Below are 19,462 nucleotides of genomic sequence, written 5' to 3'. Positions count from 1 at the left end.
TACTAAAAGTTTTTTTGAGTTCCATTTGCCAATAGCCCACACTATCCGGCATTGAAATACACCACAAAAATAGATTGATTGGCAGAATGGCGAGTTCATAAAATCGCCAAAATATTTCCAAAAACATCCATATTCCGTTTTTGAACGTCTTTGTGGCGGTTTTTGGAAATATTTCTTTTGTTTTAGCGGAATTAATCATACTTTTGTTTCACTAATCTCCCCTTAATAATCTTGACTGATGAAAAAAAGTATTTGGATAAAACACTTTTTCTGCTTACTGGCTTTTCTTATCGTAGGCACATTTCCAGCAATAAGTATAGGTAACCATTACGACTTTAAACTGATTGGTTCCCAAAACGGAATGCCGTCTATCATCAGCTGTATCTATACCGAACAAAAGGGATTCATCTGGATCGGTACTCCGACAGGACTAATCAGATTTGATGGAACGGAACTCAAAAAGTACACCGCACAACCTGATAATGAAAATTCCCTGCCTAACGACAGTATCCTGCAAATTATTGAAGATAATCAGCAGACAACCTGGATACTGACCACCACAGGAATCGCCCGTTATTCTCTTATTCACGACAACTTCTTTATCCCCAAACTAAATAATCAGCCCATCATTGCCAAATCGATCTGCAAAATAGCAGACGGGCTTCTGTTCGGAGGGATCAACAAGATATATAAATATTCTTATGCCACCAACACGATTTCTCTCATACGGGAATTCAAGACCGACGAGCCGTTCATTATACGATCCATACAAATGTGGAAACCCGATACCATATTGTGTCTAAGCTGGCAACAGGGAATACTGCAAATGAACTTCAAGAATTTCGAGATAACCCCATTTCCTTTCCAATACGGGAACGACAACGTAGGAATCATCATAGACTCCCAACAAAGAATATGGCTGTCAACCTACAACAATGGCGTCAAGTGTTTCTCCGCCCAGGGAAAATTGATAGCCAGCTATACCACTCAAAACTCCCGTTTGAGCAGTGACATCGTATTGTGCATGACCGAATTCAAACAAAAAATATGGATGGGAACAGACGGGGGAGGTATCAATATCCTCGATCCCACAACCGGCAATATTACCGTACTCGAACATATCTCCGGAGATAATCATTCCCTTCCCACAAATACAATACTCTGCCTGCATAGCGACTCTGCCGGAAATATATGGGCGGGAAGTAAACGTGAAGGGGTTATCAACATTCGTGAAGTATCCATGAGAACTTACACTAATGTTGTGTTAGGGCACAACAAAGGATTAAGTCAAAGTACGGTATTACAACTATATCAGGAACCGGCTTCCGAAGAACTCTGGATCGCTATGGACGGAGGAGGTATCAATAAATTCATTCCTTCTACAGAAACATTTGTGCACTATCCCGACACTTGGGGAGACAAGATGGTCTCCATCACCGGCTTCACACCCAACGAATTGTTAGTATCTGCCTTTTCCAAAGGTATCTTCATATTCGATAAAAAGACAGGAAAGAAGCGTCCTTTCGCTATTATGAGCCCTTCATTAGAGCATCACATCCGCTATAGCGGACAGCCAATCAACTTATACCGGGATACTCCCAATTCGATCTTAATATTAAGTTCGCCTCCTTACCGCTACCATACTTCCACCCGGCAACTCACTCCTGTCCCTTGTGCCAAAGAAGTGAAAATAAAAGGCTTGTTGAGTTCCATTGGATATGATTCCACTGCCATTTACCTGAACGATCCTTATAATATATATAGACTGGATCGTAAAAAAGACACAGTGGAGATATTTGCAAGTGCTCCACAGGGATTCTTCAATGCTGTATCCAGGGATGACAAGGGCGTATTCTGGATTGCAGGCACCCGTGGCCTGTACACCTATCACCCTGATACCCGCAAATTCGAAAGAATTCCTACCACCTTATTTAATGAAGTAAATACCGTGTTATGCGACAATAAAGGAAAAGTGTGGATAGGAGCTGAACAGAAACTCTTTATATGGCTCACCGATACCAAACGTTTTGTATGGTTCGGAGAAGCGGATGGAATTTCCCCCAATGAATACTTGGCCGAGCCCCGTCTCATTTCCCCCAAAGGCAACATCTATATGGGAGGTGTAAAAGGCTTACTATGTATCAATGCAGACACTCAAATAGAAAAGAGTAGTGACTCTCCGGAAATACGCCTTGCCGAACTGACCATAAACGGAGAGAACAGGATGTATCAGCTCAATCAAGACAAGATATCCATCCCCTGGAACAGTAAAAACATTAAGATCCGTGTCATGACTTATGGTGCGGACATTCTCCGGCTCAAAGTCTATCATTTCCAAATGGGAGACCTTAAAACCGAAGGCTACAACCCTGAATTGATGATCCCATCTCTTGCTCCGGGAAGTTATCCCATCATGGTGAGCTGTAACACACAGGAAGGAAATGAAACAACTCCCCAGTTTCTTTTCACATTAAACGTACTGCCACCCTGGTACAGAAGCTGGTGGTTCGTTTCTCTCTGCATCATTGCTTGCATAGGCATTGTGGTACAAATTGTTTTCGTTCTGCTTCGACGCAAAGAAAACAAGATGAAATGGATGATGAAAGAACACGAGCAGAATGTGTATGAAGAAAAAGTTCGTTTTCTGATTAATATCAGCCATGAACTGCGAACTCCGCTCACACTCATATATGCCCCGCTAAGCCGCATATTAAAGACACTTCCTTCTACAGATGCCATTTATCCACCGTTGAAGAATATACATAAACAGGCTCAACGGATGAAAGATCTTATCAACATGGTGCTGGACGTACGTAAGATGGAAGTAGGAGAAACCAAGTTGAAACTCCAAGCCTATCCATTTAACTCATGGATAAAGGAGATTGGTGCCGATTTTACGGACGAGGGAGCTGCCCAGGAAGTGCAAATAGATTATCAGCTCGACGACAGCATAAAAGAGGTGGTATTTGACAAGGGTATGTGTACAATCGTAGTCACAAACTTATTGACGAACGCACTGAAACACAGTCCTAAAAACACAACCGTCACTATCCGTACCAGCAAAAATGACTCATACGTCCGTGTTTCCGTTTTGGATCAGGGAGAAGGTATGCAAGAGGAAGACATGGAGAAAGTATTCATCCGTTTCTATCAAGGCAAGCAGGAAATTGGCGGTAGCGGAGTCGGACTTTCATACGCCAAGATGCTGGTGGAATTGCATAAAGGTAAAATCGGAGCCATGAACAACGAAGCGGGAGGAGCCACTTTCTTCTTCGACTTACCTTTGGGATTGGAGTCGGGCGAAGTCATCTGCCAGCCGAAACCTTACATCAATGAATTGATTACACCGGACGTAGATCATGAGATCAACGCTCCCGAGACACTCGACTTCTCTACGCAGAATTACACAGTGCTATTGGTAGACGACAATCATAACCTGACAGATTTCCTCTCCAAAGAATTGAAATCCTTATTCAAAGCAATTTATATAGCACATGATGGCCGGGAAGCTTTCGAAATAGCGCAAAAGCAAGTTCCGGATATTATAGTGAGCGATGTGATGATGCCGGTTATGAATGGATACGAACTGTGCAAAGCGGTAAAAGAGAATATCGGCATCAGTCATATTCTTGTGATTCTGCTCACGGCACGCAATGATGAACAGAGCCGACTGTATGGGTATAAAATCGGGGCGGACGCTTATCTGGGAAAACCTTTTGAGATAGACACTCTTGTTAAGATTATACAGAACCGGCTATACAACCGGGAGCAAACGAAAGAGCACTATCAACATATAGGCAACTTCCCTCAACCGCTGGAGAGTACTTTCAGCCAGGCGGATGAAACGTTCTTGTTAAAGTTTAACAAGCTCATTTCCGAGAATATCAGCAATCCGTCTTTAGATATTCCTTTTATCTGCAGAGAGATCGGAATGAGTAAAACATCTCTTTACAACAAGTTGAAGGCTATCACCGATATGGGGGCAAATGACTATATCAACAAATTCAGGTTGGAGCAAGCCATTACTCTGATAAAAACCACCGATCTGACATTTACTGAAATATCAGATCAGATAGGTTTCACTACTTTACGTTATTTCAGTACTGCATTCAAACAGTACACAGGCTTGACGCCCACGCAGTATAAAAATGAATGCAGGAGTGAGAATAAATAAGATATTCTCACTTAAATAAGGTAGTATTACTAATTAGAGTAGGCCCTCATCTGCAAAGCTGAAAAATCCGTCTTCACAAACGATGACGTGATCTATCAGACGGATATTCATCGTTTCCGCCGCTTTATGGATATGCTCTGTCAAACTCCTGTCCGGTTGGCTGGGATGAATATTTCCCGAAGGATGGTTATGCACCACCGCGATTTGTGTAGCTCTTTGCAGCAATGCTTCCCGGAGAATGGTGCGCACATCGGTATAAGTTCCGTCTATGCCACCAGTACTTATACGTACCTTATCAATTAGTTTGGTTGCCTGGTTCAATAGGAGCACCCAGAATTCTTCCTGTTCCAAGTCACACATGATCGGTTGGAAAATATCATAGATATCTTTTGAGCAAGTGATTCGAAGTCTCTCTTTGGTTTCTTGCAGCTTTCTTCGTTTGCCTAATTCCAAGGCTGCCATCACTGTAATGCTCTTTGCGGGTCCCATACCTTTGAAAGAGGAATAGTCACACACTTCCCATTTTGCCAATGAATTCAGATTGTTATCACAAGACAGGAGCAGGCGTCTCATCAATTCGACAGCACTTTCTTCCGTATTTCCGGAGCCAATCAATATAGCGAGTAGTTCGGCATCACTCAATGCGGCTGCTCCCTTCTCCATCATTTTTTCCCGTGGGCGGTCTTCCAGTGCCCACTGGTTGATGGATAGTTTGTGTTTACTTTCCATTATTAATCAAATTAAGTCACAAAGATACTCCTATATAACTGAAAAAATGAATTTTGGAAGCTATAAGTCTATTTTTAGAATCCCTTTACTTCCAAATATCGTAGTTTTGCGCTATCAAGATTAATATATAAACATCTAATAAATATGAAAAAGAGAATAAGCATCTTATCCATCTTACTACTATTAGGAATGACAGTATACGCTCAAACGGATATCCCGCAGGTGATTCCCTCCTTACAACATTGGAATGGGGCAAAAGGCAAACTGACACTACCGGAAACAGGAAAGATTATAATCGCTCCGGAAGCAGAAAGCCTGTTGAAAGAAACTGCGGAAATAATGGCAAAAGACTTAAAAGATATGTTCGGCTGGAATTATCAGGTAACCTCCGGAAAACCGAAAAATCATTCTATCTATCTGTCAGTGAAAAAATCGCCTTCATCATTGGGAGAAGAAAGCTATGAACTGGATATACGCAACCATGTAACCATCGAAGCCTCCACCGTAAAAGGAGTATTCTGGGGAACTCGCACACTGTTGCAAATGATCCATAACCAGCCTTTTGGACTCATGAAAGGAAAAGCATTGGATTATCCGCAGTATGCTCACCGCGGACTGATGATTGACGTAGCCAGGAAATTTTTCACAATGGACTATTTGCAGGATTACGTAAAAATTCTCTCGTTCTATAAAATGAATGAACTGCAAATACATCTGAATGATAATGGTTTCGTTGAGTTTTTCGATAATGACTGGAACAAAACATACGCCGCCTTCAGATTGGAAAGCGAGCGTTTTCCGGGACTCACATCCAAAGATGGTTCCTACACCAAAGAAGAATTCCGCAACTTCCAGCAAATGGCCGCACGATATGGAATCAATATCATCCCAGAAATTGATGTTCCGGCACACTCACTCGCTTTCACTCATTACAATCCGATACTGGCAGCCGACAAAAAAGAATATGGTATGGATCATCTCGACCTCTATAAAAAAGAGGTATATGATTTCCTTGATACTTTGTTTGACGAATATCTCTCGGGAGATCACCCGGTATTTGTCGGACCGGACGTACATATCGGCACTGATGAGTACAACCTCAAAGAAGCGGAACAATTCCGCTATTTCACTGAATACTATCTGAAGTATATCACCAAATATGGAAAAAATCCGCGATTATGGGGAAGTCTGAAACACATGAAAGGAAATACCCCCGTAAATCTGAAAGGAAAAACGGTCAATGCATGGAATTATAGCTGGCTAGACCTAGAAACCGCACTGCAGGAAGGAGCCAAAGCGATTAATACATGCGATGCATTTCTATATATCGTACCAGCCGTGAATTACTACCATAACTTTCTGGATCATCAATGGATATATGAGAGTTGGTCACCACGAATGATGCAAGAGGGAGAAATGATAGAGCAGTCTACTAATTTATTAGGAGCCATGTTTGCTGTATGGAACGACCGTGTCGGAAATGGAATCAGCCAACAGGATGTACATATACGCACCTTTCCTGCCATGCAGGTTATGAGCGAGAAACTTTGGAAAGGAGAAAACACAAGAAACATACCGTTTGAAACCTTCGAAACGTGGTGCAGGACAACACCGGAAGCACCGGGCGTAAATCTACAGGCCAGCATAGATGACAGAAAAGACCTAACGCTTTCCGGCCAGGAAATTATCCTGCAAGGTAACGACTCGGTTCTTACCTCTATACCCGAAATCGGTTATCCATATAGTGTGGAATTTGAAATCTACGCAGATCCAAAGCCCAATATCGATGCGGTCTTATTCAAAGGTCCCCATTCTGTTTTCACCGCGAACTGGCAAAATACGGGTAAATTCGCATTCTCGCGCGACGGCTATGAATTCATCTTCCATTCCTATCGTTTGCCTGTGGAAAAATGGACAAAGGTTCGTGTAGAGGGAGATGCCAAAGGGACCTCACTTTACATAAACGGAGAGCTACAAGAACGTTTGGAAGGACGAATCGGTGTAGTTTACAATCAGAAAAGCCTGCGTAAAGACAGCATTTGGTATCAGGAAACACTTATCTTCCCATTGAAACAGATAGGCGACAAATTGCTGGGGTTTAAGGGAAGAATAAGAAATGTGATTTGCACTCCACTAAATGAAAAAAGATATAGCCTATAAAAATTTCTTCGATTGCATCCATTACTTTTTTTCCATGAAAGTATAACTTGTCTGACACCCGGGTGTCAGACGTATTGAGACCCGGGTGTCAGACAACATTCCTTTTAAACAAAAACAGGAATGGTAATAGGCAAATAAAAAATGGATTACTTATAAAAATTCTTTTGGAAAGCCTCAAACTCATCCTTCCCTCTGATACAACGCTGCCACCATGCGCGCCAAAAGCCTGTACCATAGCCGATAAGCTGTATAAATGCGGCGGCAATGGAATAAACGCCAATAGACAGACTTTTATTCTGAATAGTAGAATCAATGCATACGAGTAATGCATAGAGAATGATAGGCGTGAAACTGAAGAGGCAGAAGGGGGTTCCTAATAATAGAAGCGCCACTCCCAATGTAAATACGGCTGGAAGCAAATGCACCAGTTTCAGAGAATCCGGATATTTCTTATAAAGATTAATACGGGCAATGCCGGAGTTATGCACCTGCTTGAAGAATTTTTTCAAGTCAGTCCGACGTTTATGATATACCCAGGCATCAGGAAAAAGACGACAAGTGTACCCATTCTTAAAGATACGGATACTGAAATCAATATCCTCCCCAAAACGCATCTTTGAAAAACCTCCCAAAGCCTCGTACACTGCCCGGCGAACTCCCATATTAAAACTACGGGGATAGAATTTGTCCATCTTCTTTTTTCCGCCACGGATACCTCCGGTCGTGAAGAAAGAGGTCATGGAATAGTTAATTGCCTTCTGAATATCAGTGAAAGAATCGTGTGCACGGTCGGGGCCACCAAAAGCATCGGCAGGAGAAGTGGTGAGCTCCTTCTCTACCGCATCGAAGTAGCCTTCGGGAAGGATGACATCAGAATCCAATATAATAAGGTATTCGCCTTCGCTACGTTCTGCTCCGTAATTACGGGTTTGTCCCGGACCGGAATTGGGTTTAGAGAAATATTTTATATTCAACCGATCTGCATACCGGTCTACTACTCCTTTACAGGGAATGGAAGAACCATCTTCAACAACAACAACCTCAAAACCCTTAAAGTATTGTACAGTAAGACTTTGCAATAATTCATCCACTTCATCGGGACGATTATAAACGGGAATTATGACGGAGTAACGCATATCAAAAACGGGATATAACTATTTGATATGCAAAGTAAGACAAAAAAAAGATGGACTCGAAATCGAGTCCATCTTTTTTTTGTATATCAGCAATAAAATTATTACTTATTCAGGATATCCATTGTATCCGATGCGATCAACAGTTCTTCATCTGTTGGGATCACTACTACTTTCACTTTAGAAGCAGGAGTAGAAATGATTGCTTCTTCACCGCGAACCTTAGCATTTACTTCGTTATCAAGTTCGATACCCATGAATTCCATATCCTTACAAACTTCACGACGACATTCCATCTGGTTCTCACCTACACCACCGGTAAACAGGATAATATCTACACCGCCCAATGCAGCAGCATAAGCGCCGATATATTTCTTAATACGGTAATAGTACATCTTTTCAGCAAGGATAGCTTTCTCATTGCCAGCTGCACAAGCAGCCAAGAGTTCACGCATATCGCTTGATACACCCGAAACACCCAGTACACCACTCTTCTTATTCAACAGATTGGAAACACCGGTTGTGTTCAAGCCTTCTTTTTCCATGATAAATGTTACTGCACCGGCATCTATATCACCGCTACGAGTACCCATCATCAAGCCTTCCAATGGAGTCAAGCCCATAGTAGTATCCATACATTTACCATCTTTGATAGCAGCGATAGAACCACCGTTACCAATGTGGCAAGTGATAATTTTCTGTCCAACCGGATTTACACCCAGGAATTCACATACACGTTTTGACACATAACGATGAGAAGTTCCGTGGAAGCCATAACGACGCACACCATACTTTTCATACAGTTCGTGAGGAATAGCATACATGTAAGCATAATCCGGCATTGTCTGATGGAAAGCCGTATCGAATACACCTACCTGCGGAATGTTAGGAAGAATAGCAGAAACTGCATTTACCCCTTTCAAGTTAGCAGGATTGTGAAGCGGAGCCAAGTCATTGCAAGCAGCGAAAGCTTCCAACACTTCCTTGTTCAGCAATACAGATTCGCTGAAACGCTCGCCTCCGTGTACCATACGGTGACCTACTGCATTAATCTCATCCAAAGATTTAATAGCGCCGTATTCAGGATTAATCAGCGTGTTCAGGATAAACTCTACTCCTACTGTATGTTCAGGAATATCTTTCTCCAATATTTTCTTTTCACCATTCGGCAAAGTAAGTTTCAAGAATGATCCTTTCAGACCGATTTTTTCGATACCACCTTGTGCAATCACCTCTTTGGTGGTCATATCGAACAATTTATATTTAATAGATGAACTTCCGCAGTTCAATACCAGAATCTTCATGTCGTTGTCGATTTATACTTAATACTTTATATCTAATACTTATTTTTTCGCTTTTGCTGCAATGGCCTGATTAGCTGTGATAGCAATCATGCGATATACATCTTCGATAGAACAACCACGAGACAAGTCGTTTACCGGACAGGCAATACCCTGAAGAATCGGACCAACAGCGTCAGCATGTCCCAGACGTTGAACTAATTTATAAGAAATATTACCAACTTCCAAACTTGGAACGATCAGCACATTTGCTTCTCCGGCTACTGGAGAACCCGGCGCTTTGCTAGCACCCACTTCCGGTACAAGAGCAGCGTCAGCCTGCATTTCACCATCCAAATCAAGAGTAGGAGCCATCTCTTTTGCAATCTTAGTAGCTTCTACCACTTTATCCACTACTTCGTGTTTAGCGGAACCCTTGGTTGAAAAGCTCAACAGAGCTACTTTCGGATTTTCAATACCGGCAACGGCTTTCGCAGTCTGCGCAGTACAAATTGCTATCTGTGCCAGCTGATTAGCATCCGGAACCGGAGTTACAGCAACATCACCCATTACCAGAATGCCATTCTTTCCGTATTCAGGAGCATGAGTCAAAAGCAACATAGCACCAGACACGCAAGTGATTCCCGGCGCGGTCTTGATAATCTGCAAAGCAGGACGCAATACGTTACCAGTAGTGTTACGGGCACCAGCCAACTGACCGTCAGCATCACCGCTCTTAATCATTAAACAACCATAGAACAAAGGATCGCTCGTCAATTTGCGGGCTTCTTCGATAGTCATCCCCTTCTTTTTACGAAGTTCACACAACAACTGTGCATATTCTTCGTGTTTCGGAGAAGTTTCAGGATCAATGATAGTAGCTTTACCGATGTTTCCCAATCCCCATTTTGTAGCAAGTTCATTAATTTCATCCGGTTTACCCAGTAAAATTAGATCGGCTACTTCATCTGTCAAAATCATATTGGCAGCTTTCAATGTGCGTTCTTCAGTTCCTTCCGGAAGAACAATACGTTGGCGATTTGCTTTCGCACGCGCCACGATTTGGTTGATTAAATTGAGCATAGATATATTGAATGTTATTATAAAACCTCATTACAATTTGTAATTTGCGGTGCAAAAGTACTCAATTTTGCAATATCCACATTACAATTTCGCCTATTTTTCTCTTCCAAGTCTAAAATATTGTAATATTTAACACTGTACTCCTATTTTTCATACCTTTGCAGCGTTTTCAAACAAAATCAATAGGTTATTAGTTATGATACGTCAGTGCGCCATTTTATTTGGCTGTTTGGCTTTGGGTGAATTAATAGTTTATCTTACGGGTATCAAGCTCCCCTCCAGCATCATCGGTATGCTGCTGCTCACCCTCTTTTTAAAATTAGGTTGGATTAAGTTACACTGGGTACAGGGATTGTCCGACTTTCTGGTTGCTAACTTGGGATTCTTTTTCGTTCCACCCGGTGTGGCTCTTATGTTGTACTTTGATGTTATTGCGGCAGAATTCTGGCCAATTGTGATAGCTACCATTGTCAGTACCGCACTTGTACTTGTTGTAACGGGATGGGTACATCAGATCGTCCGCAAGTTCAGGCTGGCGCGTCAGATCAAACTGGCACGCAAACTTCATCTGTCAGATTTCCATCTGCCGGAGAAACTACACCTTAAAGATAAAATCAACTTAACGAATAAAGACAAATGAGCTTCTTAGAAAATAATTTCTTCCTGCTGGCCATTACCTTCGGGATTTTCTTCTTTGCCAAACTGCTTCAGAAGAAAACAGGACTGGTATTATTAAATCCTATATTGCTGACCATCGCACTATTAATCATCTTCCTTAAAATGACCAATATCTCTTATGAGACATATAATAAAGGAGGACATCTGATCGAATTCTGGCTACGCCCGGCCGTTGTGGCTTTAGGCGTACCCTTATATCTTCAACTGGAAATGATAAAAAAGCAGTTATTGCCTATTCTACTGTCTCAACTGGCAGGCTGCATCGTCGGAGTCATTTCAGTAGTACTGATTGCGAAATTCATGGGAGCCTCACAAGAGGTAATCCTGTCACTGGCTCCGAAATCGGTTACGACCCCGATTGCGATGGAAGTAACCAAAGCTATCGGCGGTATTCCGTCACTAACGGCGGCAGTTGTTGTAGCAGTAGGTTTATTAGGGGCTATCTGTGGCTTTAAGACAATGAAAATCATGCGCGTAGGCAGTCCGATCGCCCAAGGGCTTTCAATGGGAACAGCCGCTCATGCCGTCGGAACCTCCACTGCAATGGATATCAGCAGCAAATATGGAGCATACGCCAGCCTGGGACTGACGCTAAATGGAATATTCACTGCACTGCTAACACCTACTATCCTTCGATTATTAGGTATTTTGTAAAAACAAAATCTCTTGATTTTCCGTTATATAAAGAGTTAAACGCAAAAAGCAATCTTATGATTCCATTTAAAGATGTCACGTTAGCAGACAGAGACACAATCACCTCATTCACGATGAAAAGTGATCGCCGCAATTGCGATCTTTCATTCTCCAATCTTTGTAGTTGGAGGTTCTTATATGATACCCAATTTGCAGTGGTCGACAACTTCCTGGTGTTCAAGTTCTGGGCGGGAGATCAACTCGCTTATATGATGCCCGTAGGTACGGGAGATTTGAAAGCAATATTGGGGGAACTGATAGAGGATGCCCGCAAAGAGAACCAGCATTTCTGTATGTTGGGAGTGTGCAGTAATATGCGTGCTGATCTCGAAGCTATCCTTCCGGGACAGTTCACATTTACAGAAGACCGCGACTATGCGGATTATATCTATTTGAGAAGTGATCTTTCAACACTGAAGGGTAAGAAATTCCAAGCGAAAAGAAATCATATCAACCGGTTCCGCAACACTTATCCGGATTATGAATATACACCGATCACTCCGGACCGCATTCAGGAATGTCTGGATCTGGAAGCAGAATGGTGTAAAGTGAATCACTGCGACCAGCAGGAAGGGACGGGCAATGAACGTCGTGCTCTGATTTATGCCCTCCACAACTTCGAAGCACTCGGACTGACGGGTGGAATTCTTCATGTGAACGGTAAAATCGTAGCATTTACATTCGGTATGCCTATCAATCATGAAACGTTCGGCGTGCATGTAGAAAAAGCGGATACCAGCATTGAAGGCGCGTATGCTATGATTAATTATGAATTTGCCAACCGGATTCCCGAACAATATATCTATATCAACCGGGAAGAGGATTTAGGTCTCGAAGGTTTGCGCAAAGCCAAATTGTCTTACCAACCGGTGACGATTCTGGAAAAATACATGGCTTGTCTCAAAGAGCATCCCATGAATATGGTTAAATGGTAAACTCTTTATAAATATGATGATAAAGGAGCAAGTAAAAGCATTGTGGAAAGTCTGTTTTGACGATAGTGAAGAATTCGTCGAGATGTACTTCAGACTACGCTATAAGACAGAGGTGAACGTTGCCATCAAAAGTGGTGATGAGGTAATCTCTGCCCTTCAAATGCTTCCTTATCCGATGACTTTTGGTGGAGAGACTGTACAAACCTCCTATATTTCAGGAGCCTGTACGCATCCCGATTTTCGAAGCAAAGGAGTCATGCGCGAGCTTTTATCACAGTCTTTCGCCCGGATGTTACGGAATGGAGTACACTTCAGCACATTGATACCGGCAGAACCTTGGTTGTTTGATTATTATGCCCGTATGGGATATGCTTCGGTATTCAAGTATTCAACTAAAGAGATCGTTTTGCCCGAGTTTATTCCTTCTAAAGAGATAGCGGTCAGTGTTGTTTCAGAATTTCAGGAGGAGGTCTATTCCTATTTGAATAAGAAGCTTTCCGAACGGGCTTGCTGTATTCAGCACACACCGGAAGACTTTCAGGTTATTATGACCGATCTTGCCATTAGTGGAGGTTATTTATTTGTAGCCAGACAGGAAAACGAAATCAAAGGAATAACCATTATATATAAAGGAGACAAACATATCATTATCAATGAACTTTGCGCTGATGATAAGGATGTGGAATATAGTTTATTGTATGCGATCAGGAAGCACACCGGATGCAAGCGCATGGTTCAACTACTGCCTCCTGAAGATAAACAGCCTCAACATCTGCTAGGTATGGCACGTATCATCAATGCCAAAGAAGTGCTGCAAATCTATGCCGCGGCTTTTCCTGAAGATGAAATGCAGCTGGAATTATCGGACAAACAATTGTCTGTAAACAACGGCTATTATTACCTGTGCAAAGGAAAGTGTATGTATAATACCGAGCGACTGCCCGGTGCACATATACAAATGAATATTAGCGAATTAACCAATAGAATACTTCAGCCGTTAAAGCCATATATGAGCTTGATGATGAATTAAATTTTAGGCACGGATTACACGGATTACGCTGTTGACTTATATTAAGGCATGCCTCTAAGAGCTGTGAAACCCGTGTAATCCGTGCCTGTATTTATTTATTCAAATAACGAACCCGTTCACAGGCTGCCAATAGAAACGCACCTACTCCAAAATTCGAAGTTGAGTTTGCGTCTACCACCTGACCGGGTATCGCTTTCTCACCAATCGGTTGCACATAACCAATCTTGCCATCAGGCTGCAAAGCAACTGTTGAGAGATATTTCCATGCTTTTTCAACCACCGGCTGATATTCTGCAGCATCCAGAAAACCGTTATTGATTCCCCATTGTAAACCATAGGTAAAGAAAGCCGTTCCACTGGTTTCCGGTCCCGGTGCATGCAATGGATCGAGCATACTGCGTGTCCAGTAACCTTCCGGCTGTTGACAAGCAGCAACCGACTTAGCCAGGGTACGGAAACGATCTATATATTCCGGACGATACTTATCTGTTTCAGGAAGTTCTTTCAAGACTTTTGCCAATCCGGCCAATACCCAGCCGTCTCCACGTGCCCAAAAATCCTTTTTGCCGTTCACACTTTTGTGTTTAGGATACACGTATTTTCCATCCCGGTAATAAAGTCCGGCCTCTTCATCATACATAATACTATCAGCATAGGCGAGGTATTCATGCAGTTTCTCCAAATAGAGCGGATTCTTAGTAATGTTATACATCTTTGTCATGACCGGCATGACCATATATAAGCCATCTGCCCACCACCAATAATCATGATTGGGGGTACTCATCTGATATTCCATCACTTCGCGGGCACGGGCTATTTTCTGTGTATCCGGTTCCAGATTATAGAGATCGGCATACGTCTGGAAACAAATCTGATAGTCACCGAAAAGCACATAATCATCACTTTCACCGTAACTGTACTTCCAGTTTTCCTTATGATCTGATTTTGCCCCTTTCCATTCATTATGTTCCGCCCAGGCTTTCGAATATTCCAAATACTCCGGCTGCTTAGTCAAAAAATAAGCTTCCATATTTCCGGTGTGATAGGCGGCATTATCCCAAAAAGAACGTCCGTGTTCCGGATGATTCGTCTGCCAATAATTATTCACTTTATGAATGGTGTTTATCACTTCTTCAGCAGAAGCATCCTTCTTATCCGTACAACTTGCACAGATTGCACCGCCTAGAAAGAGTGCAGAAAAAAGAGTTGCATATAGTTTCTTCATATCTTTATTTATTTGTATCCATATTCGTTTCCAATACATATATCATTTGAGGCTCAATTTCCGCTGTGCGTTCACCGTCTCCCTGACGGGTGTGTTGTACAAAGAGATGCAGTTTCCGCTGCTTTTTCCAAAGTTCCGTATCATGAGAGGGTTCCCAGGCATCCACCGAAAAATCCGTCAGATCCGTTATCGTCCACTTACTGGTACCCACATCAGTCGCATGTGCCATCGACACACGGCTTCCCCGTTCTTCGTCACGGAAAATATAAAAGACTTCTCCACCTTCTACCACAATACGCGGACGGGCAATAGGGATCATTTTCGTACCTCCACCTTTCAAGGTAAAAGGTGTCTGGCGATCGGTTATCTGCCGTTGATGCCACATCTTCCCATCATTCCAGACGATGCGGTATTGAGGAACATCACTATTGGGTTCCCGCCAATAAGTAGCTATATACGGATTTCCTCCCGCATCGGCACTCATACTCGTCTGATTAATCAACTCACAGTTTTGAGGTAAACGACAGGCATACTCCGCATTGGACAATTTGATCGGGAGTTCATATCGTTCTCCACTCGTCTTATACCAAGTTACCCCATTATCAAAAGAACGGGCATAACAAATATCATGGTTTGTTTCCACATGCCAAGTCTCGCGCCATACCCATGAAAGATGAATCGTCCCTTTCTCATCAACATATAACTGCCAATAGGCATTCCGTTTATTTTCCCCGTCGATCAGTATATCCTGCACACGAGTCCATTTATGTTCTTTCAGCGAATAACGGTTCATTACCAGATTTCCACGACCCGAAGAACCGGAGCGGTAAACAAACAATAAATCTCCTCCGGATAAAGGATAGAACTCCGGATAGGTGACATTTCCTTCGTCAACTCCGGTCATGGGCATTTTATCCCCCAGTTCCAGAGAACCGGGAGCAATGCTCCGGCAATAATTCAATGGATGTCCGTGATGGTCAAAAGATACGTGTATATACCCTTCTCCATCTATCATCATACTAATTATATTATGAGCATCCTTCACATTTCCCTGATATTGGGTGCGATGTAATGTCCATTGTTCCGAATCCAGTTTCCGCTTTCCAAGTACCAGATAGCCATCGTTATCGTAATAACTGATATATTGTTCATCACCGTGTGTAACCAGCGAATTATTCCGAAAGACCGTCGTATTGACCGAAGTACAGCTATACCCCTTTCCCACTTCAACCAAATGCTGGGAACAGGCAATAACGGGAACGAGCATTATTCCGCAAAGTAGTAGCAGTATCCGTTTCATATTTATTTTTTATTTGTCAAAGATAGAAAGGTTCCATTTTTCATGCCAAGGGATAGTTATTTTCCCATCTTTTACCAACACAGGCAGCCATACATAACGGGAATCTTCCAAATCCTTCTTCTTCCAACGGTCGAACATGGCAATATATGCATCCTTCTTTCCGACAACAGGCTGGACATAAGTACTCTGGGCATAAAACGTTTTATCCGCATCCGGTCCCGTACAAGGGTTTCCGATTGTCTTCCATGTTCCCATAATAGAATCGGCTACTGCGATCTCGGCTATATTAGGATCCCAGCCAGTACAACCGGAGCTTAACATATAATATTTACCATTATATTTAAATACTGCCGGAGCCTCTCTCGATTCTTTTACGAAATTGCGTGTAAAACGTCCGCTCGGTTTCAGATAATCATCAGTCAGAAGGCTGATATACATCGTTTCATTATTTTCTGAAGAATAAAACTGATAAGCACGTCCGTCATCATCCACAAAAACAGTCTGATCGCGGCTCATCGCATTGTTCGGACGAAAACTTCCCTGATAAACGAACGGACCGACAGGAGAATCGGAAACTGCCACTCCGGCACAAGCCTTACTGTAATCAGCACTTTCCACATGGGCCCACATTACAAATTTGCCCGTTTTCTTATTATAAACCACTTTCGGACGTTCCAATACTTTGGAGGGATGCAGGTCATGATTCGGATCGTCTTTAACTGCCGGAAGTACAATACCCTCAAATTTCCAATTCAGCAAGTCTTTAGAAGAGTAACAACCTACTCCGGTCACATCCGTACGATAACACTCCCACGTAGCCCAGTCAGGCAAAATGGTTTTCCCTTTCTTGTATTCACCATACCAATAGTAAGTGCCGTTATGATATAGAAGTCCACCACCATGGGCATTGATCGGATTCCCATCCGTATCTTTCCAAACTTCACCGGGGATAAACTCCGTATACTTCTGTGCATGCACTGATACAGGCAGTAATGATATACAAACCACCCCTAATAATATAAACTTAATTATTCCACAATGTCTATTCATATTCATGATATTAAATAAGATTTCTTGTCTACAAAGATAGATGATACATAAAATATAAAGGTCTACTTATATGTCAAAAAAGGGCTAAAAACAATCATTCTCTATTAAATGTATGATATTATGGAGAATTTGTACTTCGAACTTAGTCCTCATTTATTATATAATACGATATAAACGAGGATTCCACTTATTAGCCCACTCCATAAAAGAGTTCGCTCGCTTTCAATCAAAGTCAATTCTCTGATCGAGCAAGTCATTTATATATACACATAAAACACCTTTCTTATATTCCATCCTCAAACGAACCTCCCCATATTTCTGCGGAGTATACCACTTGCCACCGGTTCCACGAGCCTGTGTTTTCCAACAATCCGATGTTCCCAATACATTTGTGCTGGTATATACCTTCCCTTTATATCTGATTTCAGGTTTCATCGTTTCTCCGTTTAGATAATATTCCAGATCACCGAGTTGCAACAAGCAACCTTGATAATTATCTGCGCCAAGAGTAATCGTCTGTTCCAGCACAAAAGGCTTTTCAGGATTAAATCGTATTTCTTTGCCGGATGCCGCTATCATCTTCTTCTTTTTTCTATCGGGGAATCCTTTGAAGTCGCAGGCTATTCCTGTAGAATAGCCTTGTGGATGTTGTAAACTGACAATCCAATCATAATAGTTGCCATACATCCAAGTCAGCCGCAATGGGGTACCCTCTGAAGCCGGTATCATATAAGGACGGACATTATTCAGTTGCGAGTCTTTTGTGACTGCCTCCTTAGAAATAACCTCTCCATCTTCACTCATGATAAATCTTACAATCTCATACACCTTACCATATTTTCCCTCTACCGGTAATGAGCAATATACCTCATTAACATTCGACGGATCGATAGCCATACCGGCACTATAACACTTTTCTAAATTCGGCGTCTGATGAAAATGTCCACCGGCATTAATAAGAAAAGTCTTTTTCCACTCGTGTCCGTTCCATTTTGCATAGTAATAATCATGAGATTCTTTATTATCGCTGATACGTACCATTGCTATCACCGGATTTCCGTTCCTGTCCGAAGCTATTTGCCATACCCAGTCACGTTCAGAAGGATTATCCACTACCGTAGACGGGTATTGTTTCGCATAATCACCTGTCTTGTTCACCTTAAATGTGCCGTCGGCAATAGTAGAAAGTACGGTTCCCCTGACATCAGTCAACTGCAATGTTTTGATATCGATATAATTAAAATAAAGGAAGTTGGGAAGTTCATTATCCGGATGTCCCGTGGTGTAAGTCAAATAAATCTTATCTTTCCCGTTAGACATGTATTTCGCATACGGACGGACGCCGGTAGATTGTACGATTTGATACGGTCCCCATACTACATCCACCTCATCTTTGTCGTCCGGTAACGAAAGCTTGGCAATAGTCGGATGCCAACCGATTCCACGCCAGCATAAATAAATATGTTCAGGATCATCCGACAGAATAAACGGAGAAGGATAAGTCGTATTATTTTTTGTTTCAATCCTCTTTTCTTCACCTAAAGTAGTAATATCCCCCGGGATTCGGGAGACTCTGTAATAAAAACAAGGTTCATCCGTATGTCTTGAATAGAAAATCATAATTCTTTCATCGGGCAATACAAGAAAAGTGGGATTGTTATGATCGTCCGGCTGAAAATACGAACGGATCAATACTTCTTCCTGTTCCTTCTTTTGAAAGTCATACTGCATCGCCTTTATATTACCATGAATATCGATGTAACCGATATATGTCTTATTTATAGTTCCCTCCTTGTTTTCATAATGCAAGGCTCTCGGATCGGCAAACCAACACCAAGCTCCTTCAGCTGCAACTTGATACCCACCGCCAGTAGGATTATTTTCTGCAGTTTGGGCATTCAAATGAAAGCTACATAGATATAAAACGACAAAAATCCAAACAATCTTCTCTTTCATGATAGCAATATGTTTCTTAATTAAATATCAGTTACT

The 19,462-nt window shown here is 42.1% G+C and carries 14 protein-coding genes; 6 read left to right on the top strand and 8 right to left on the bottom strand.

The features are described 5' to 3' along the window. Positions 1-238 precede the first annotated feature (238 nt). Positions 239-4,174, top strand: a complete 3,936-nt coding sequence (locus KSX81_RS14835) for an ATP-binding protein (RefSeq protein WP_217725416.1) — start codon at positions 239-241, stop codon at positions 4,172-4,174. A 33-nt stretch (positions 4,175-4,207) separates the two neighbouring features. Here KSX81_RS14835 and radC read toward each other — a convergent pair whose 3' ends face one another. After that, on the bottom strand, positions 4,208-4,903 hold the full coding sequence (radC, locus tag KSX81_RS14830) for a RadC family protein (RefSeq protein ID WP_004299741.1): 696 nt from the start codon (positions 4,901-4,903) through the stop codon (positions 4,208-4,210). A gap of 144 nt (positions 4,904-5,047) precedes the next feature. Between radC and KSX81_RS14825 the strand changes: the two genes are divergently transcribed. Further along, on the top strand, positions 5,048-7,063 hold the full coding sequence (locus KSX81_RS14825) for a family 20 glycosylhydrolase (RefSeq protein ID WP_004299740.1): 2,016 nt from the start codon (positions 5,048-5,050) through the stop codon (positions 7,061-7,063). Between the two features lie 146 nt (positions 7,064-7,209). Here the strand turns inward: KSX81_RS14825 and KSX81_RS14820 are convergent, their stop codons facing one another. From KSX81_RS14820 to pta, 3 genes are all read right to left on the bottom strand, one after another. Next, positions 7,210-8,199 carry a glycosyltransferase gene (locus tag KSX81_RS14820; RefSeq protein WP_004299739.1) on the bottom strand — a complete coding sequence of 330 codons (990 nt, stop codon included), beginning with the start codon at positions 8,197-8,199 and terminating at the stop codon, positions 7,210-7,212. 101 nt (positions 8,200-8,300) lie between these two features. Beyond that, entirely contained in the window at positions 8,301-9,500 is a 1,200-nt protein-coding gene (locus KSX81_RS14815; RefSeq protein WP_004299738.1) for an acetate kinase, read from the bottom strand. A 39-nt stretch (positions 9,501-9,539) separates the two neighbouring features. Next, positions 9,540-10,559 carry a phosphate acetyltransferase gene (gene pta / locus KSX81_RS14810; protein ID WP_004322197.1) on the bottom strand — a complete coding sequence of 340 codons (1,020 nt, stop codon included), beginning with the start codon at positions 10,557-10,559 and terminating at the stop codon, positions 9,540-9,542. Between the two features lie 196 nt (positions 10,560-10,755). On the opposite strand from pta, the gene KSX81_RS14805 reads away from it, so the two are divergent. Genes KSX81_RS14805 through KSX81_RS14790 form a run of 4 tightly spaced genes read left to right on the top strand, consistent with a single transcriptional unit; the run spans position 10,756 to position 13,895 of the window. Next, the gene (locus tag KSX81_RS14805; protein WP_004299736.1) at positions 10,756-11,199 is read left to right on the top strand and encodes a CidA/LrgA family protein; all 444 of its coding nucleotides are present in this window, start codon (positions 10,756-10,758) and stop codon (positions 11,197-11,199) included. Beyond that, on the top strand, positions 11,196-11,891 hold the full coding sequence (locus tag KSX81_RS14800; RefSeq protein WP_004299735.1) for an LrgB family protein: 696 nt from the start codon (positions 11,196-11,198) through the stop codon (positions 11,889-11,891). Before KSX81_RS14805 ends, KSX81_RS14800 begins: the two co-directional genes overlap by 4 nt. Before the next feature lie 56 nt (positions 11,892-11,947). Beyond that, positions 11,948-12,865: a DUF2156 domain-containing protein gene (locus KSX81_RS14795; protein WP_004299734.1), complete on the top strand. Its 918-nt coding sequence runs from the start codon at positions 11,948-11,950 to the stop codon at positions 12,863-12,865. Positions 12,866-12,878: 13 nt separating this feature from the next. Next, the gene (locus KSX81_RS14790) at positions 12,879-13,895 is read left to right on the top strand and encodes a GNAT family N-acetyltransferase (RefSeq protein ID WP_004299733.1); all 1,017 of its coding nucleotides are present in this window, start codon (positions 12,879-12,881) and stop codon (positions 13,893-13,895) included. Positions 13,896-13,986: 91 nt separating this feature from the next. Here the strand turns inward: KSX81_RS14790 and KSX81_RS14785 are convergent, their stop codons facing one another. From KSX81_RS14785 to KSX81_RS14770, 4 genes are all read right to left on the bottom strand, one after another. Then, positions 13,987-15,120: a glycoside hydrolase family 88 protein gene (locus KSX81_RS14785; protein ID WP_052587983.1), complete on the bottom strand. Its 1,134-nt coding sequence runs from the start codon at positions 15,118-15,120 to the stop codon at positions 13,987-13,989. Positions 15,121-15,124: 4 nt separating this feature from the next. After that, positions 15,125-16,420 (bottom strand): BNR repeat-containing protein, encoded by a 1,296-nt coding sequence (locus KSX81_RS14780; RefSeq protein WP_004299731.1) that lies wholly within the window; start codon positions 16,418-16,420, stop codon positions 15,125-15,127. A 9-nt stretch (positions 16,421-16,429) separates the two neighbouring features. Continuing rightward, positions 16,430-17,470, bottom strand: a complete 1,041-nt coding sequence (locus KSX81_RS14775; RefSeq protein ID WP_052587982.1) for a glycoside hydrolase family 43 protein — start codon at positions 17,468-17,470, stop codon at positions 16,430-16,432. A gap of 222 nt (positions 17,471-17,692) precedes the next feature. Next, positions 17,693-19,426 carry a BNR repeat-containing protein gene (locus KSX81_RS14770; RefSeq protein WP_004299729.1) on the bottom strand — a complete coding sequence of 578 codons (1,734 nt, stop codon included), beginning with the start codon at positions 19,424-19,426 and terminating at the stop codon, positions 17,693-17,695. Between the last annotated feature and the right edge of the window lie 36 nt (positions 19,427-19,462).

Origin of the sequence: Bacteroides sp. MSK.18.37 (assembly GCF_019129155.2) — a bacterium.
In the GTDB taxonomy this organism is placed as follows: Bacteria; Bacteroidota; Bacteroidia; order Bacteroidales; family Bacteroidaceae; genus Bacteroides; species Bacteroides ovatus.
The sequence above is the reverse complement of the archived record's forward strand: the minus strand, read 5'-3'. Positions and strand labels throughout refer to the sequence as shown.

What these genes read in the sequence shown, in the direction of transcription:
- KSX81_RS14835 (WP_217725416.1), top strand. Translation starts at nt 239, where the DNA reads ATGAAAAAAAGTATTTGGATAAAACACTTTTTCTGCTTACTGGCTTTT.
- radC (WP_004299741.1), bottom strand. Translation starts at nt 4,903, where the DNA reads ATGGAAAGTAAACACAAACTATCCATCAACCAGTGGGCACTGGAAGAC.
- KSX81_RS14825 (WP_004299740.1), top strand. Translation starts at nt 5,048, where the DNA reads ATGAAAAAGAGAATAAGCATCTTATCCATCTTACTACTATTAGGAATG.
- KSX81_RS14820 (WP_004299739.1), bottom strand. Translation starts at nt 8,199, where the DNA reads ATGCGTTACTCCGTCATAATTCCCGTTTATAATCGTCCCGATGAAGTG.
- KSX81_RS14815 (WP_004299738.1), bottom strand. Translation starts at nt 9,500, where the DNA reads ATGAAGATTCTGGTATTGAACTGCGGAAGTTCATCTATTAAATATAAA.
- pta (WP_004322197.1), bottom strand. Translation starts at nt 10,559, where the DNA reads ATGCTCAATTTAATCAACCAAATCGTGGCGCGTGCGAAAGCAAATCGC.
- KSX81_RS14805 (WP_004299736.1), top strand. Translation starts at nt 10,756, where the DNA reads ATGATACGTCAGTGCGCCATTTTATTTGGCTGTTTGGCTTTGGGTGAA.
- KSX81_RS14800 (WP_004299735.1), top strand. Translation starts at nt 11,196, where the DNA reads ATGAGCTTCTTAGAAAATAATTTCTTCCTGCTGGCCATTACCTTCGGG.
- KSX81_RS14795 (WP_004299734.1), top strand. Translation starts at nt 11,948, where the DNA reads ATGATTCCATTTAAAGATGTCACGTTAGCAGACAGAGACACAATCACC.
- KSX81_RS14790 (WP_004299733.1), top strand. Translation starts at nt 12,879, where the DNA reads ATGATGATAAAGGAGCAAGTAAAAGCATTGTGGAAAGTCTGTTTTGAC.
- KSX81_RS14785 (WP_052587983.1), bottom strand. Translation starts at nt 15,120, where the DNA reads ATGAAGAAACTATATGCAACTCTTTTTTCTGCACTCTTTCTAGGCGGT.
- KSX81_RS14780 (WP_004299731.1), bottom strand. Translation starts at nt 16,420, where the DNA reads ATGAAACGGATACTGCTACTACTTTGCGGAATAATGCTCGTTCCCGTT.
- KSX81_RS14775 (WP_052587982.1), bottom strand. Translation starts at nt 17,470, where the DNA reads ATGAATAGACATTGTGGAATAATTAAGTTTATATTATTAGGGGTGGTT.
- KSX81_RS14770 (WP_004299729.1), bottom strand. Translation starts at nt 19,426, where the DNA reads ATGAAAGAGAAGATTGTTTGGATTTTTGTCGTTTTATATCTATGTAGC.